Genomic DNA, 16644 nt, shown 5'->3' with positions numbered 1-16644 from the left:
GATGATACATGTATCTGTTTTAATTAGTGAAGGCATCTATAAAAAAATGACCGTAACAGGTCATGCTGGTTCAGGTGAACACGGATTTGATCTTGTGTGTGCGGGAGTTAGTTCCATAATGGTTGGTGCTCTCAATGGTTTTGATTCATTAGATGATTCAGTAGAATTGGTCATGACTCAAGAACCACTAATTGAAATCGAAATTAAACATAGTAATGAACTAAATCAAAAACTATTTGAGTTTGTCTTGTTGCAACTTAAAACAATGGAACAAACTCAATCTAAATATATCGAAATAAATGAAAAGGAGGTTACTTCATGAAATTCGTATTAGATATCCAATTATTTGCTTCTAAAAAAGGTGTTGGTTCGACAAAAAACGGTCGTGACTCACATTCAAAACGTTTAGGCTCAAAGCGCGCAGATGGTGAATTCTGTACAGCAGGTTCAATCTTATACCGCCAACGTGGTACAAAGATTCATCCAGGTGTTAACGTAGGCCGTGGTGGCGACGACACTTTATTCGCTAAAGTGGATGGTGTTGTTAAATTCGAACGCATTAGCAAAACTCGCAAATGTGTTTCAGTTTATCCAGTAGCTTAATCTGAAGCCCCCTTAAATAGGGGGTTTTTAATTGAAATGGAAAGGGTGATTTAATGTTTGTAGATCGCGTTAATATAAAAGTAGTAGCCGGAAACGGTGGCGATGGAATGACATCATTCCGTCGCGAAGCATTTGTTCCACTTGGTGGACCTTATGGCGGTGATGGTGGAAAAGGCGGCGATATTATTTTTGTTGCCGATTCGAATAAATCAACATTGCTTGATTTAAGATATAATCGTGTTATCAAGGCTTCACATGGTACACCGGGTAAGAATAAAAAAATGCACGGAGCAGGCGCAGAAGATGTAGTTTTAAGAGTTCCTGTAGGCACTATGGTTATTGATAACGAAAAAGGTATTGTTATTGCTGACTTGACAGAAGTAGGCCAACGTGAGGTTGTAGCGCATGGCGGACGCGGTGGTAGAGGTAATGCTCGATTTGCAACAGCAAATAACCCTGCACCGACTTTTTCAGAAAAAGGTGAATTAGGTCAAGAACTTGATATCACAATTGAGTTGAAACTGCTGGCTGATGTAGGAATAATTGGTTATCCTTCAGTTGGGAAATCAACATTACTTTCTGTGATTTCAAGAGCCAAACCAGAAGTTGCTGATTATCATTTCACAACAATTGCGCCAAATCTTGGGATTTCAAGCAGTCCAGATGGACGATCATTTGCGGTAGCCGATTTACCAGGTCTTATCGAAGATGCCCATCTTGGAAAAGGTCTTGGTCATGTATTCTTGAAGCACATTGAACGATGCCGTGTTTTAGTCCATGTTGTCGATATGGGTGCAGAAGATGGACGTGATCCGATTCAAGACTATAAAGTTATTAATAATGAATTGGAAAAATACAATGAATCGTTATTGAAAAAACCGATGGTTGTGGTCGCCAATAAGATGGATTTAGATGTTGCGCCTTCAAATTTAGAGAAGTTTAAAGCAGCATATCCCGATTTAGAAATTTTTGAACTTGTAACGATGGTTGGGGAAGGGATTGATTCACTTCTTTACCGCCTTGCAGATATTCTTGACGAACATGTTGAAGAGCGTATTGAAGAACAAAGTGAATCCGTTGTCTATAAATATGAAGCTCCAAAACGTAATTTTGATATTGAACAAATCAATCAAACAAAATGGCGTGTTACGGGTGATATTATTGATCGTCAGCTCCGTCAATATGAATTTGATACAGAAGAATCTGCCATCCAATTTGGCCTTGCTATGAAGCGTTTAGGTGTTGATCAAGCACTTCGTGATGCTGGCGTAAAAGATGGAGATATTGTAATTGTTGCAGATATTCAATTTGTTTTTGAAGAAGGTATGGTAGAATAATAATAGGTGATAATATGATTGCATTTATTTCAGGTGTTGCAGTGGATCGAGGAATCGATTATGTTGTGGTCGATAACCATGGTATTGGTTATCAAGTTTTTTGTGGGAATCCAGAAATGGTTACATTAAATGAGAGCATAATATTTCACACTTACCAGCATGTGAGAGAAGATGCAATCATTTTATATGGATTTGTCGATAAACGTGAGTTGGATATTTTTCGCCAATTAATTACGGTTAAAGGCGTCGGACCTAAAACGGGGATTACAATTTTAAGCCGTTTTAGTGGTGAGGATATCATTCGCGCGATTGACCAAGAAGATATGGCTTTCCTTAAGAAACTGCCAGGTGTGGGTCCTAAGATGGCTTCTCAAATGATGTTAGATCTTAAAGGGAAATTTGTCGCATCCGATACACCGTCAACAAAACATGTGGCAATGCCACTTGTTGATGAAGCGTTGGATGCACTGGCCGATCTTGGATTTAAAAAAGTAGAGTTAAACAATATAAAGCAGGAGTTGTCGCTTCTAAATCTTGATTCCGTTGATGAGATGATTAAAGAAGGCTTAAAACTCTTACATTCAAGAAAGAGGGGATTGTAGATGGAAGAACGTCTTATGTCGGGTGAAGCCGTTTTATCCGGTCAAGATTACGAAGAAAGTTTACGTCCCCAAACACTTTCTGCTTATGTTGGTCAAGAGGGATTGAAAGAAAACTTAAAGATTTTTATCGAGGCTGCGAAGTCACGGAATGAAGCACTTGATCATCTCTTGTTTTACGGTCCTCCGGGATTGGGTAAGACTACCATAGCGCATGTTATTGCAAATGAGATGCAGACCGGCATCAAGGTTACAAGTGGACCCAGTATTGAACGAAGTGGTGACCTTGCTGCTATTTTATCAAGTTTAGAACCAGGAGATGTGCTATTTATCGATGAGATTCATCGAATGCCAAAAGCTGTCGAGGAGGTTTTATATCCAGCGATGGAAGATTTTACTTTGGATCTTGTTGTTGGTAAGGATTCATCAACAAGAAGCATTCAAATTGATTTACCACCCTTTACACTTATTGGAGCGACGACGCGAGCAGGGGATCTGTCCTCTCCATTACGTGATCGTTTCGGCATTATTTCTAAGCTCGAATATTACAGTCAAGAAGAACTTGAAACCATTGTTGCCCGAACCAGTCGAGTTTTAAATACGGTTATTGACCGTGAAGGTGTCAGTGAAATTGCAAAACGTTCGCGTGGAACACCTCGAATTGCCAATCGTTTATTTCGTCGTGTTCGTGATTTTGCTCAAGTCTTAAACGATAATGTTGTTGATATTTCAATCACAAAACTTGCGCTCGATAAGTTGAAAGTTGATAATTTAGGGCTTGATGATGTCGATTTACGGTATCTGCGTGGGATTATTGAACGATTTGATGGTGGACCGGTTGGAATTGAGGCTATAGCCGCTTCAATATCCGAAGAAACAATGACGCTAGAAGATGTATATGAACCCTACTTATTACAACTGGGTTTTATAAATCGCACTCCCCGAGGTCGTGTTGTTACGACAAAAGCATATGAACATCTTAAAATTGATGTTAATCAAAGGCTATTTGAATAGAGGTAAAGTATGAAAGTTTGTATAGTTACAGGTGGTAGTGGCGGTCATATTTACCCCGCAATTACTTATGCTGATTTCATTAAGAAAAATCGAAATAGTGAAGTTGTTTTCATTGGAAATGACCATAAAATGGAATCATGGATTGTTCCAGAAGCGGGATATCCGTTTTTTGCGATTCATAACCAAGGACTACAAGGCTCTGTTTTGGATAAAATTAAAGCTGTATTTTCTCAGTTTGGTGCATATCGTTCAGCAAAAAAACATCTTAAAACAATTCAACCAGATGTTGTATTTGCTTTTGGAGGTTATGTATGTGGACCGGTTACTTTTGCGGCAAAATCCCTTAACATTCCCATTGTTTTACATGAGCAAAATGCTTATCCTGGAAAAGCAAATAAGATGATTGCGGATTCTGCGAAAGCGATTGTTACATGTTATGAGGAAGCATTTTCGGGTAGAGATCATGTATATTATCTTGGCAATCCGCGTGCTTCGCTTATTCATGAAGATATCGATAGCTCTGATGAGGTCAAACGGCTTAATTTAGATTTAAATTTAAATACAGTTCTCATGGTTATGGGGTCTCAAGGTTCGACTGCTATGAACAAGAAATTCGTGGATTTTGTAAAACAATACGATGACGCATCGACACAAGTCATCATCGTGACGGGACCACTCCATATTGAGGAATTTAAGAAAACAGTTGGTGAGGTTCATCCAAATATCCGACTGGAAGGGTTTGTTGATCAAAAAGCATTGCTACCAGTCATAGATTTAATTGTATGCAGATCTGGTGCATCAACGGTCGCTGAAATTGAATCATTTGGGCTTCCTTCACTACTTATTCCCAGCCCTTATGTGGCTAATAATCATCAATTCTACAATGCTAAATCGTTATTTGATAAAGGTGCATGTGATATGCTATTAGAGGAAGATATCCATGATAATATCTTAAATAAGCATGTTTTTGAACTGATTCGTAATAAACAACGATTGATTGAATTAGGACGCAATGCGCTTAAACGTGCAACGCCTGATGCGGTTTCAAATATTGCTGATTTAGTTGAAAAGGTGGTGGGGGAAAATGACACGTCGCAATAATCCTGAATTAAACGATGAACGGGAACCAATTGATAAAATTAAGGCCTCGATAGACCTTAAAAAGAAGACAATTCGCCGTAATAAACGCAAACGAAGACTTATCAAATCGATCCAAATTTTAGTTGTAATTGGAGCTCTTTTAGGGATTTACTATTTTGATAAAAGTGATGCTTCACGAATTCACAACGTAAGAGTAAATGGGAATGTGATTCTCAGTGATGACGAAATCAAAGATGCGCTTAACATTCATGAAAATCAACGGATATATTTAACGTTTAGACCTTTTATAAATCAAAAAGGAAAAAAAGTTAAGGGGATTGACAATGTTGATGCTAATGTATATTATCGTCAAGGTATCGTGAATTTAAACGTAACTGAAAAAAAAGCTGTAGGATACACATTAGAACCAACGATACGTATTTATTTTGAAGATGGATATTATAAAGAATTCGAATCGATAGATCCTGCGACAGTTGAACGCTTGCCGTTACTTGTTGGTTTTACGGAAGAATCGATGACTGAATCTTTATTAGCAGCTTTAGCCACCATTGATGATGGCTCGATGGCTTCAGTTTCCGAAATTCATTTTGAACCAACTAAAGTTGAACCAGACTATATGAGGATTGTAATGAATAATGACTATTTTGTTTTTACAAATGTAGAAACTTTACCACAACTGAATAAATATGCTACTATTATAAGTGGGGCTGATCCGAATGCTCGTTGTATCGAGTTTATCGAGTACGGTCCAACTGAAGAAACACAGTCTGCTGTTGTAAAGGCATGTGGATCATAAAAATATAAAAATATGAAAGAGGAGGAGAAATGATGGCGATTGAAAAAACCAATGAATTTGGAAAAATCAATGTTTCAAACGAAGCAATCGCAATGCTAGCTGGCGGTGTCGTGACAGAATGTTATGGTGTTGTTGGTATGGCCTCTCAGCAAGTCTTTAAAGATGGCCTTGCAGAATTGTTAAAAGGTGAAAATTATTCCAAAGGTGTTATTGTGCGTAAAGGGGATAATGGATTTGATTTAGATTTATATATTATTGTGAGTTATAACGTTAAGATTTCAGAAGTAGTACTCGAAGTTCAAAAGAAAGCGAAATACATGTTAGAAAAAACACTTCAACAAAACTTTAATACGATTAATGTTTATGTTCAAGGTATTAAGGTTGTTCAATAATGAATACGATTAATGGTGATATCTTTTTGAAGATGCTTCAAAGTGGTGCCAACAATCTAACAAATAAGCATCATGAAATCAATGCTCTTAACGTTTTCCCAGTTCCAGATGGCGATACTGGAACTAATATGAATCTTACGTTTACAAGTGGTCTAACAGATTCTAAAAAAGCTGTTACCTCTCATTTGGGTCAATTATCCAAAACATTATCTCGTGGTTTATTAATGGGCGCACGTGGAAACTCAGGTGTTATCCTTTCTCAAATCTTCCGAGGTTTTGCTCAATCCGTAGAACATTTGCAAGAAGCAAGTGTAATGGATCTCGCAGAAGCGTTCCAAAAAGGGAAAGAAGTTGCATATAAAGCAGTTATGCGTCCTGTTGAAGGAACAATTCTAACTGTTTTACGTGAAAGTTCACAAGCAACATATGAATTCGTTCTTAAAAACCCGGAAATTTCAGTTATTGAATTTTTTGAGTGTTTAGTATCCGAAGCCAATATTTCTTTAGATGGAACACCAGAACTTTTACCTGTTTTAAAAGAAGTTGGTGTTGTCGATAGTGGTGGTAAAGGTTATGTTACCGTTCTTGAAGGGTTCTTAGCTGAATTAAAAGGCAATCCAATTGAACTTGAAGAGGGTGATGAGTCCAATCATGCTGCTGCATCTGATTTCGAGCATGATGAGTTTGGTTACTGTACTGAATTTATCGTACGTCTCGATGAAGCGTCAATCAACCGTTATAATGAAGATAAATTTAGAGCGCAATTAGAAGCGCTTGGTAATTCTTTGGTTGTTGTTACAGATGAAGATTTGGTCAAAGTTCATGTTCATACATTGAAGCCAGGTAATGCTTTAAACTTAGCGCAACGTTATGGTGAATTTGTTAAACTCAAGATTGAAAATATGTCAGAACAACATAATACGATTTTGGATGCAGAATCAAATGCAACTAAAAATCAAAAACAACATAGTAAATATGCGATTGTCGCGGTTGCTGCAGGATCAGGTGTTGTTGATATGTTTAAAGAACTCCGTGCAGAATATATTATTAGCGGGGGTCAAACGATGAATCCTTCAACTGAAGACTTTGTTGCATTAATTAATAACATTGATGCAGATCACATTTTTATTTTACCGAATAACTCAAATATCATTATGGCTGCGAAACAAGCTCAAGATATTTGTGAAGATAAAGATATTCACGTTATTGAAACCAAGACAATACCTCAAGGTTTATCAGCGTGTGTTATGTTTAATCCAGATGTCGACGTTGAGGATAACTTAAGTGAAATGCTTGAAGCTGTCGCAAATACAAAGACAGGTCAAGTTACATACGCAATTAAAGATACAATGTTTGAATCCATTGAAATTAAACAAAATGATTTCATGGGTATTCTTGAAAAAGACATTGTTGTTACCAACCCAAATCGTTTAGAAACAACAAAAGCACTTTGTGCGAAGTTAATCGATGATGAGAGTGAACTTGTTACCTTAATCACGGGTGAAGATGTATCTAATGAAGAAGCGGATATGGTTGTTGATTTTATTGAATCTACCTATGACGTAGAAGTAGAATCACATCGTGGTGAACAACCTGTTTATTCATACATCATTGGAGTAGAGTAAAAGGGCTTAGCCCTTTTATTTTTATATGAAAATCACGGACAAGCAGTTAAAAATCATTGAAACTTACGGTGCGGATTCGCCCGAAAGTTTTTTAATGGTTTTTCCTTATCGATATGAGCGTCTTGAAGCGAAACCATTCGATGCCTGGCGTTCAGGGGATACCGTTGTTTTTTCGGGACGATTATTGGGTGGTTTTAAAAATTTTACATTTCGTAAGAATCAATCTGTAACAAATTTTAAAGTTGTCTATCAGGATGAAATTGTACCCGTCGCGATCTTTAATCGACGTTATCTAAACACGCGTCACTATGAACAAGGAATCGTTGTCGTGGGTGTTGTTGGGAATGATGGCAAAATTACAGCTAAAACGGTAAGTAATAAAGATATTCGTGATATTATCGGGATTAAGCCAATCTACAGTCAAAAATCTGGAATTAAGCAATATGAAATTGAACGTTTGATTGGGAAGATTATTGAAAACGTATCGTTACCCAATATCATCCCTTCTGAATTTCAGACGCGTTATAAGTTGATGGACCGTTTTGATGCAGTGAAGGCCATTCATATGCCCCAAAGCGAAGTTGAACTTCACCATGGTTTAAGAACTCTTAAATATGAAGAGTTTTTGGCATATCATTTATCCATTAGCTTAAATAACAATGATCGCGAATATGGTATTTCAAAGGTATTTGATGAAGATCGAATTGCGGCAATGGTCAACGAGCTTCCTTTTAAGTTAACGGTCGACCAAGTTCAGTCGTTAAATGATATTCTTGATGATTTAAAAGAGACTAAAAAAATGAATCGTTTGCTTCAAGGTGATGTTGGTAGTGGTAAGACAATTGTTGCATTTCTTTCTGCATTTGCGTGTTATTTAGCTGGTTATCAAGTAGCAATCATGGTACCGACGGAATTACTCTTAATGCAGCATGTGAGAGCATTTCAAAAACTTTTTCCACATGTAGACTGTGTTGTATTGTCGCAAGGGGTTGATCAGCGGGATCAAGTGCTTCAAGCAATTGCTACAGGAAAGGTTCTTGTTGTTTTTGGTACCCATGCTCTTTTCCAAAAAGATGTTATTTTTGATAATTTGGGATTCGTGATTATTGATGAGCAACACCGATTTGGTGTTGAACAACGGCGCGCACTCATTGCGAAAGGAAATCACATTGATACCTTAATGCTTTCTGCTACGCCGATTCCACGAACTTTAGCCGCAAGTCTATTTTTTGATTTAGACGTATCAACGATTTCGACTTATCCAAGTCATCGAAAGCAAATCGAAACTCATTGGATTCGTGAAAATTCCCTTCGCAGTATCATGGAACCAATTCAAAAACGATTAAACAATCACGAGCAAATCTATATCGTTTGTGCTGCGATTGATGAAGGGGAACGAGCGGGTGTTAAAAACGTTCACACATTATCGGGTAATTTAAAACCTGTGTTTGCTAATTATAACGTTGATATTGTCCATGGAAAAATGCCGAGTGACTTAAAGAATGCGAAAATGCAGGCATTTGTTTCGGGCGAGATTGACATTCTCATTAGTACAAGTGTTATCGAAGTTGGATTGGATGTTCATAATGCCAATATGATGATTATCTATAATGCTGAGCAATTTGGATTGGCGACCCTCCATCAGCTTCGGGGTCGTGTTGGCCGTGGAAAAATCCAAGGCGTATGTTATCTACTGAGTGGTAATGAAAGTGATGAAACGGCTCAACGTATGAATGCGTTGGTTTCTTCACATGATGGATTTGAACTCTCGATGATTGATATGAGACTTAGAGGATTTGGTGATGTGCTAGGCCAACGTCAATCTGGGCTTCCAAACTTCATACTGGGTGATATCATTAAGGATGAAAATATTTTAAAACAAGCTAAGATTGATGCACTTACTATTGCTCACGATTTAAATAATAAGGATTATGCAGAAATAATTGCGGATGTCGACCGCCGACAGTATTTTAAAACGACATAATGGTGTATAATATTATAAGGTGATAACATGACAAAATGGGATTTATTGGATTCTATGAAGATTCCATACTTTAATAAAGATTTAATTAATAATGCGTTTATTCATTCTTCATATGTAAATGAAGCAGAAGAATTATTGGAAGATAATGAGCGTCTTGAGTTTATGGGCGATGCAGTTTTACAAATTTGTGTATCAGAGCGTCTTTTTAAGCATCAAGATCATTTTAATGAAGGTGATATGACGCTTTATCGCGCAAAATTAGTTTGTGAGGATGCGCTTGCGCAGTACAGTTTAAAACTTAAACTCAATGACTATTTGATGTTGGGAATGGGTGAGGAGAAAAATGGTGGTAGGGTTCGTGTATCCATTATCGCTGACTTGTTTGAAAGTTTTATTGGTGCCCTCTATTTAGACAGTGGTATTGATAGCGTCAATCGAGTGCTTGATTCTGTAATGAATGATGCGTTTAATGAACTTGAATCGTTGAGCATTACGGATTACAAAACAAAGTTACAGGAATATATCCAATCCGATTCACGTAAGTCGGTGAGTTATGAGGTTATTAATGTTGTGGGTCCTTCCAATGCCCCTGAATTTGAAGTCGTTGTAAAGTTGGATGAACTTATTTTTGGCCAAGGAAAAGGCTTATCAAAAAAGAAAGCAGAACAGATGGCTGCAAAGGATGCTTTTGAAAAATTAGTAAAATAATAAAGGAGATGATATCGTGACCGAAATTTTTGACAAACTTGGAATTAATAAAAATTATTCGTTTCATTTTGAGGATGCGGACATTATCTCATGTAAGTATAATCCAGAACAAAAGAAATTGATTCTAAACTTGAAGGTAATGAAAGCATTACCTTTTTCAGTCTATCGAGAGGTAGAAAAGAAATTAAAATTATATACCAAAACGGATGTTGAAATTAAGGTTGAATCTGAGCAATGTGACTTGGACTTTTTAAACATCAGTCAGTACACTGACATGATTGTTAGGGTAAATAATTTATCGGCAGTCAAAGAAGCGTCATTGCAACTTATGAATCAAGAACTTAAGTTACTCTGTATTGATTCTCGTCATCAAGAGGCAACATCGCGTGAATGCGCCATGTTGTGTGATGCTTTGAAATCATTTGGCATCCATCTTGATGTTTGTGCAGAAATCTCAGTTGAAAATCTTGCAGATGAAATTTCAGAAATGCCTAAGGTTGATAAAGTTGAGGTCATAGACCGTAAAGTGGTATCAAGAGTACCAAAACGACGAAATGGTAAAGGGAATTATAATCCAATTAAGATGAGTTTGCTTACGGATGAAGCCCGTGATGTTTCGGTTGCTGGGAAGGTGTTTGATGTTGAGGTTCGCGAAACGCGTACAGGGAAATTTATCGCGAAGTATTATTTAAGTGATGGGGAGTCAGCAATTTGTGTTGTTGATTTTGCAGATACTGAAGACGAAATCATTTCAAAAGGAATTTGTATTCGAGTCTTTGGGACCTACGTGTTCGATGCGAAATATGAACGTGATTACATTTTTAAAATGGATCGCTATGAAGAAATTGACAATATTTTCCGCCGTTTTGATACTGCTGATGAAAAACGTGTCGAGTTCCATTTACACACGAAATATTCTGAAATGGACGGTATTAACGATGCTTCAGAATATATGGCTCAAGCTTTTGAATGGGGCCATCCCGGAATGATCATAACGGATCATACGGGTGTTCAAGGTTTTCCTAAAGCGTATGGTAATCTCAAGAAATTACGTTCAAAATATCCAGATCACGCATTTAAACTGGGTTACGGCGTTGAAATGAATATGGTTGATGGTGAACTTAAAATTGTTTCAAATGCACATGGTGAACCACTCCAAACAGGATCATATGTTTCTTTTGACTTGGAAACTACGGGACTTTCAAATTATTATGACCACATTATTGAATTTGGTGGTGTTTTAATTGAGAATGGACGTGTTGTTAAGAAGATGCAAACGTTTATCAAAGCACCAGTTCCGGTTCGACCATTTATTCAAGAGTTAACCAATATTACGGATGCTGACTTAATGAATGCACCTACAATCGAAGAAGCAATGGATGAAATTTTAGAGTTTTTAGGGGACCATGTTCTGGTTGCTCATAACGCCCAATTTGATATTGATTTTATTCAAGAAACTCTTCGCCGAATGGGAAGAGCACCAATTCAAAATGCAGTTATTGATACTCTAGATTTATCGCGTGCTCTTTTTGATAATCGTCGTTCATACCGATTAGGTAGTATTGCGCGATTTATGCGAATCGGTTATGACGAAGGGGTTGCTCACCGGGCAGATTATGATGCGGAAGTATTGTCTCTTGTATTTTTAGAAATGTTGCGCTTAGAGCAATTAAGTTCAATGCAAACGATTGATGAATTACAATCCTTAAATAATGAATCAAGTTTTAAGAAATTACGTAAAAGTCATTGTACAGTAATAGCCAAAACACAATCAAGTATTAAGGATTTATATCAATTAATAACGTTATCTCATACCAAATACCTTGCGTTCTTCGGTAAAACATCGAAAGGTGATGCAGTTATGGCAGAACCGAGAATTCTAAGGAGTGAATTAACGCGTTTTCGCGAGAATTTATTAATTGGGGCAGGATGTACTAATTCAGAACTCTTTGAGATTGCGATGAATAAAAGTCAAGAAGCGCTGGAGCGTTGTATTTCGTTTTATGATTATGTAGAGATTATGCCTTTAGATTTATATGCGCCTTTGTTGGAGAGTCAAGCCATTGAAAGTGAGGACCGTTTAGTTGATATTATTAATCGTATTATTACGACAGCGAATAAACTAAATAAACCGATCTTAGCAGTTGGGAATGTTCATTACAATCATCCAAGTGAAAAAGTCATTCGTGATGTCTATATTCACTCACAAGGTATTGGAGGTTCACGTCATCCGCTCTATATCTTTAATGAGCAACGTCGTATGGCTTTTGAAGCACCCGATCAACATTTTAGAAGTACAACCGAGATGTTGGATGCTTTCGCCTTTTTAGGTCCAGATAAAGCATATGAGTACGTCGTGAAAAATCCCGTGAAATTATTGGATCAAATTGAAGATATCGCACCAAAGAAAAAAGAATTGTTTACCCCGCATTTAGAGAACAGTGATGAGCTCCTTAAGGAAATTGTGTATCGCAATGCCCATAACCTTTACGGAAATCCGCTTCCTGAAATTGTTGAGGCGCGCATTGATCGTGAGCTAAAATCAATTTTCGGTAATGGCTATGGAGTTATTTACTATATCTCACATCTTCTTGTAAAGAAATCATTGGATGATGGATATCTTGTCGGATCTCGAGGCTCAGTTGGTTCTTCACTTGTTGCGACCATGGCAGAAATAACCGAAGTTAATCCCTTGGCACCTCATTATGTATGTGACAATTGTCATTATAATGAGTTCTTCCTTGGTGGTGAATACTCTTCAGGATTTGACTTGGACCCGAAAGATTGTCCGAATTGTGGTAAAGCACTGCATTGTGAGGGACAAGATATTCCTTTTGAGACCTTTTTAGGTTTTGAAGGTGATAAAGTACCTGATATTGATTTAAACTTCTCGGGTGATTATCAGGAATTTGCACATGCTTATACGAAAGAAATATTCGGTGAAGAATATGTTTATCGTGCTGGAACAATTTCAACAGTGGCTCAAAAAACTGCTTTTGGTTATGTTCTTGGTTACCATGAAAGTATGAATATTACCAACAGTAATAATGCATGGAATACATATCTTGCGGTTGGTGCCGAAGGGGTTAAACGAACGACTGGACAGCATCCAGGTGGAATTATTGTTGTTCCAGATTACATGGATGTTCATGACTTTACACCCATTCAATATCCTGCGAATAATCCTGATTCGTCGTGGTATACGACGCATTTCGAATTCCATGATATTGATGACAACGTGTTAAAACTTGATATTTTAGGCCATGTCGATCCTACGGCGATGAAGATGTTAGAGCGCCTTACGGGTGTTGACATTCATGATGTGCCGATGAACGATAAAAAAACGTTATCCCTTTTTGGGTCTACAGAAGCATTGGAAGTTGATGAGCGTAAATATCATGAAGTAACAGGGGGACTGGGATTGCCTGAGTTTGGTACTCCATTTGTTCGTGGCATGCTTGAAGCGACACGTCCTAATAAATTCTCTGACTTAGTTCGAATTTCAGGATTATCACACGGAACAGATGTTTGGCGAAATAATGCAGAAGAATTAATAAAACAAGGATTAGCGTTTGATAAGGTAATTGGTTGTCGTGACGATATCATGGTTGACTTGATGCATTATGGCCTTGAAGCAAAAGAAGCATTCACCATTATGGAAAGTGTTCGTAAAGGACGCGGACTCACGGATGATTGGATTGCTTCGATGAAAAAAAATAATGTGCCTGAGTGGTATATCGATTCGTGTTTAAAAATCAAGTACATGTTCCCGAAAGCCCATGCGGTTGCATATGTTATGATGGCGATACGGGTTGCTTGGTTTAAAGTTTACTATGCGCGTGCATATTACGCGGTGTATTTTACATTGCGAGTAAACGCTTATGAGATCGAAACGATGTGTGCTTCACAAGAAATCGTTGCCAGTCGTTTAAACTCAATTAATATGCGCCTGAAGAGTTTCGATACAAAGAAAGACGTTTCGATAAAAGAAAAAAACTTGATTGATACACTTGAAGTAACGCTTGAACTTCAAAGTAGGGGATATAAGGTAAGTCCAATTGATTTAGAATTGTCGAAGGCAACTGAGTTTAGTTTGGATCCGCGCGACGATAAAGCGATTTTACCGCCATTCAATGTTGTTGATGGGTTAGGTGATAATGTTGCCCGTCAGCTTGTGAAGGCGCGAGAAGAGCAACCGTTTATTTCGAAAAAAGATTTAATGACTCGTGGCGGAATCAGCTCAACTTCAGTCAAGAAATTAGACGAGTTGGGTGTTACGACACATCTACAAGATAGTAATCAGATGAGTTTGTTTTAAAAGATTAGATGCTAAAAATTAATCTATTTTTAACTGCTGAAACTGGATGCATAAATTTGCTTTTACCACGGTTTAAGTGTATAATATGCATATACTTTGAAACAGAGGAGTGGTTAAGCCACTCCTTATATATTGTCTAAGGAGCGAATATGGAAAAGTATTTAGAGAAAATTAAACCAACTGCAGAAGCGCTGGGACTTGATATTATTGATGCAGAACTCATTGGCAACGATTTGCTTGAATTGAGTATTGCACGTAAAGACTTCACACCTGTGGACTTAGAAATCTGTGCGAAGGCTGGTGAAGCATTTGGTGAAGCATTGGATTTTGAGATTGGTCTGGATGTAGGTTCTGCTGGTGCAGAACGTGTCATTCTTGAAGAAGATTATGAAAATGTTGTTGATCAATATGTATTAATTAAATTTAAAAATCCAATACAAGGTGCTGACTATGTAGAAGGAACAGTAATATCCGTAGACGAAAACGAGGTTGTTGTATCTTATAGACAAAAAACAGCATTAAAGAAAATTGCAATTGAACGTTTAAATATTAAAATGCTAAGATTAGCGGTTAAAGTTTAAGGAGATAGTGAAATGAACGTTAAGAATGTTATATTAGCGATGCAAGAGATTGAAGATAATCGCAATATTTCAAAAGAGATTATTATTGATGCATTGCAAGACTCATTGATTAAAGCATATCGCAAACAAATCGGGGTTCCGGATGCACTTGTCGATGTAATCATTGATGAAAGAACTCAAGAAATGAAATTATTCCATAAATTCCTTGTGGTTGAAGAAGTAATGGATGACGAATTAGAAGTTGGAATTACAGAACTTCCTGAAGGTGCAGAAGGCCTTCAAGTAGGGGAGTACTACATGATCGAAGAACCAATTGTGGAGTTAGGACGTGCCGCAGCGACGCTTGCGAAAAATGTGATCAAACAAAAAATTCGTGAAGCTGAAAAGCAAGCTGTTTATGATGAATACATTGATCAACTGGGTGAGATGATTATGGCCATGGTTGAAAGTGTTGAAGAAAAATTTGTGGTTCTAAACCTCGGTAAGTCATTGGCAGTCATGCCACGTGCAGCACAAATTGAAGGTGAAACATACCGTGAAGGACAAACACTTAAAGTTGTTATTACGGATGTAAACCGTGATACTAAAGGTGCTCAAATCTTGGTATCGCGTGCTGATGCAATGCTTGTGCGTCGTTTATTTGAAAATGAAGTTCCTGAAATTTTTGAAGGACAAGTTGAGATTAAAGCAATTGCACGTGAAGCAGGTGAACGTACTAAAATCGCCGTATATTCCCATGATTCTGATATTGATCCAATTGGAGCATGTATTGGACCACGTGGAAGTCGTGTTCAAGCCATTATTGAAGAACTTAAAGGTGAAAAAATTGACATCTTTGAGTGGAGTGATAATATGATTGAGCTCATCAACAATGCACTTGCTCCTGCAGAAGTAATTGCAGTTTATCCAAATGCGGATAATAAGGGCCTTGTGGTTATCGTTGATGACAACCAGCTATCCTTAGCGATTGGTAAACGCGGTAAAAATGCGCGTTTAGCAGTTCGTCTGACAAAACAACGCATTGATATTAAGTCTGTATCTGAAGCGCAAGCAGAAGGTATTGATTATGTTTCCTTAATGGCAGCATATGAAGCAGAAATTCGTTCAAAACAAGTTCGAGACGAAATTGTTGAAGAAATCGAAGACCGCGATGAAGTAGTAGAAACAGTCGAAGTTGAAGAATCTACTGATGAAGTAATTCAAGAAGTGGAACAAGACGTTGTCGAAGATGTGACTGAAGAAGAAACTCAACCAGAAGAAGTTGAAGAAACGATTAAAATTGACCGTAAAGATGTTTTCAAACCACGAACAGACTATGTGTCAAAATTCGAACAACTTGCTGATGCATCACGTAAAGAAGAAAGTGATTTACGCCGTCGTAGACGTAAACCAGAACGTGAAGAAGAGAAGCCAGTAAACACAAGCGAACTTCTTAAAGAAAAAGAATATGAAATTCTTCCTGAGTATTCACCTGAAGAACTCAAACAAATTGAGAAACAACAGGCTGCCGAATCGAATTCATGGTTAGAAGAAGAAATTGACTTCGATGAATTTGATGAGTACTACGACGCCGAATAATCTTAGGA

General features: G+C 37.5%; 14 protein-coding genes. All 14 read left to right on the top strand.

The window, feature by feature from the left end; translation table 11 throughout:
* The first annotated feature begins 1 nt into the window (after position 1).
* A complete protein-coding gene (locus EPJ90_RS00905) occupies positions 2-322 on the top strand; it encodes a ribosomal-processing cysteine protease Prp (protein ID WP_125164465.1) in 321 nt (106 codons plus the stop codon).
* Complete coding sequence (gene rpmA / locus EPJ90_RS00900) at positions 319-603, top strand: 50S ribosomal protein L27 (RefSeq protein ID WP_003773744.1); 285 nt, start codon at positions 319-321, stop codon at positions 601-603. Before EPJ90_RS00905 ends, rpmA begins: the two co-directional genes overlap by 4 nt.
* 53 nt (positions 604-656) lie before the next feature.
* Positions 657-1940, top strand: a complete 1284-nt coding sequence (obgE, locus tag EPJ90_RS00895; protein WP_200542435.1) for a GTPase ObgE — start codon at positions 657-659, stop codon at positions 1938-1940.
* Positions 1941-1954: 14 nt separating this feature from the next.
* Positions 1955-2542, top strand: a complete 588-nt coding sequence (gene ruvA, locus EPJ90_RS00890; RefSeq protein WP_161636416.1) for a Holliday junction branch migration protein RuvA — start codon at positions 1955-1957, stop codon at positions 2540-2542.
* Entirely contained in the window at positions 2543-3553 is a 1011-nt protein-coding gene (ruvB, locus tag EPJ90_RS00885) for a Holliday junction branch migration DNA helicase RuvB (protein WP_161636417.1), read from the top strand.
* A gap of 9 nt (positions 3554-3562) precedes the next feature.
* Positions 3563-4654 carry an undecaprenyldiphospho-muramoylpentapeptide beta-N-acetylglucosaminyltransferase gene (murG, locus tag EPJ90_RS00880; RefSeq protein WP_200542434.1) on the top strand — a complete coding sequence of 364 codons (1092 nt, stop codon included), beginning with the start codon at positions 3563-3565 and terminating at the stop codon, positions 4652-4654.
* Complete coding sequence (locus tag EPJ90_RS00875) at positions 4638-5450, top strand: cell division protein FtsQ/DivIB (protein ID WP_161636419.1); 813 nt, start codon at positions 4638-4640, stop codon at positions 5448-5450. The genes murG and EPJ90_RS00875 overlap by 17 nt, the downstream gene beginning before the upstream one ends.
* 32 nt (positions 5451-5482) lie before the next feature.
* Entirely contained in the window at positions 5483-5842 is a 360-nt protein-coding gene (locus tag EPJ90_RS00870; protein WP_016357183.1) for an Asp23/Gls24 family envelope stress response protein, read from the top strand.
* Positions 5842-7467: a DAK2 domain-containing protein gene (locus EPJ90_RS00865; protein WP_200542433.1), complete on the top strand. Its 1626-nt coding sequence runs from the start codon at positions 5842-5844 to the stop codon at positions 7465-7467. The genes EPJ90_RS00870 and EPJ90_RS00865 overlap by 1 nt, the downstream gene beginning before the upstream one ends.
* Positions 7468-7492: 25 nt before the next feature.
* Positions 7493-9451: an ATP-dependent DNA helicase RecG gene (locus tag EPJ90_RS00860; protein ID WP_200542432.1), complete on the top strand. Its 1959-nt coding sequence runs from the start codon at positions 7493-7495 to the stop codon at positions 9449-9451.
* 27 nt (positions 9452-9478) lie between these two features.
* Positions 9479-10159, top strand: a complete 681-nt coding sequence (gene rnc / locus EPJ90_RS00855; RefSeq protein WP_003773729.1) for a ribonuclease III — start codon at positions 9479-9481, stop codon at positions 10157-10159.
* Between the two features lie 16 nt (positions 10160-10175).
* Entirely contained in the window at positions 10176-14477 is a 4302-nt protein-coding gene (locus EPJ90_RS00850; RefSeq protein WP_200542431.1) for a PolC-type DNA polymerase III, read from the top strand.
* 149 nt (positions 14478-14626) lie between these two features.
* A complete protein-coding gene (gene rimP / locus EPJ90_RS00845) occupies positions 14627-15058 on the top strand; it encodes a ribosome maturation factor RimP (RefSeq protein ID WP_125164473.1) in 432 nt (143 codons plus the stop codon).
* Positions 15059-15070: 12 nt separating this feature from the next.
* On the top strand, positions 15071-16636 hold the full coding sequence (nusA, locus tag EPJ90_RS00840; RefSeq protein WP_200542430.1) for a transcription termination factor NusA: 1566 nt from the start codon (positions 15071-15073) through the stop codon (positions 16634-16636).
* The last annotated feature ends 8 nt before the right edge of the window (positions 16637-16644 follow it).

Source organism: Erysipelothrix sp. strain 2 (EsS2-7-Brazil) (assembly GCF_016617655.1).
In the GTDB taxonomy this organism is placed as follows: Bacteria; Bacillota_I; Bacilli_A; order Erysipelotrichales; family Erysipelotrichaceae; genus Erysipelothrix; species Erysipelothrix piscisicarius.
This window is presented reverse-complemented; position numbering and strand designations above follow the sequence as displayed.

What these genes read in the sequence shown, in the direction of transcription:
- EPJ90_RS00905 (WP_125164465.1), top strand. Translation starts at nt 2, where the DNA reads ATGATACATGTATCTGTTTTAATTAGTGAAGGCATCTATAAAAAAATG.
- rpmA (WP_003773744.1), top strand. Translation starts at nt 319, where the DNA reads ATGAAATTCGTATTAGATATCCAATTATTTGCTTCTAAAAAAGGTGTT.
- obgE (WP_200542435.1), top strand. Translation starts at nt 657, where the DNA reads ATGTTTGTAGATCGCGTTAATATAAAAGTAGTAGCCGGAAACGGTGGC.
- ruvA (WP_161636416.1), top strand. Translation starts at nt 1,955, where the DNA reads ATGATTGCATTTATTTCAGGTGTTGCAGTGGATCGAGGAATCGATTAT.
- ruvB (WP_161636417.1), top strand. Translation starts at nt 2,543, where the DNA reads ATGGAAGAACGTCTTATGTCGGGTGAAGCCGTTTTATCCGGTCAAGAT.
- murG (WP_200542434.1), top strand. Translation starts at nt 3,563, where the DNA reads ATGAAAGTTTGTATAGTTACAGGTGGTAGTGGCGGTCATATTTACCCC.
- EPJ90_RS00875 (WP_161636419.1), top strand. Translation starts at nt 4,638, where the DNA reads ATGACACGTCGCAATAATCCTGAATTAAACGATGAACGGGAACCAATT.
- EPJ90_RS00870 (WP_016357183.1), top strand. Translation starts at nt 5,483, where the DNA reads ATGGCGATTGAAAAAACCAATGAATTTGGAAAAATCAATGTTTCAAAC.
- EPJ90_RS00865 (WP_200542433.1), top strand. Translation starts at nt 5,842, where the DNA reads ATGAATACGATTAATGGTGATATCTTTTTGAAGATGCTTCAAAGTGGT.
- EPJ90_RS00860 (WP_200542432.1), top strand. Translation starts at nt 7,493, where the DNA reads ATGAAAATCACGGACAAGCAGTTAAAAATCATTGAAACTTACGGTGCG.
- rnc (WP_003773729.1), top strand. Translation starts at nt 9,479, where the DNA reads ATGACAAAATGGGATTTATTGGATTCTATGAAGATTCCATACTTTAAT.
- rimP (WP_125164473.1), top strand. Translation starts at nt 14,627, where the DNA reads ATGGAAAAGTATTTAGAGAAAATTAAACCAACTGCAGAAGCGCTGGGA.
- nusA (WP_200542430.1), top strand. Translation starts at nt 15,071, where the DNA reads ATGAACGTTAAGAATGTTATATTAGCGATGCAAGAGATTGAAGATAAT.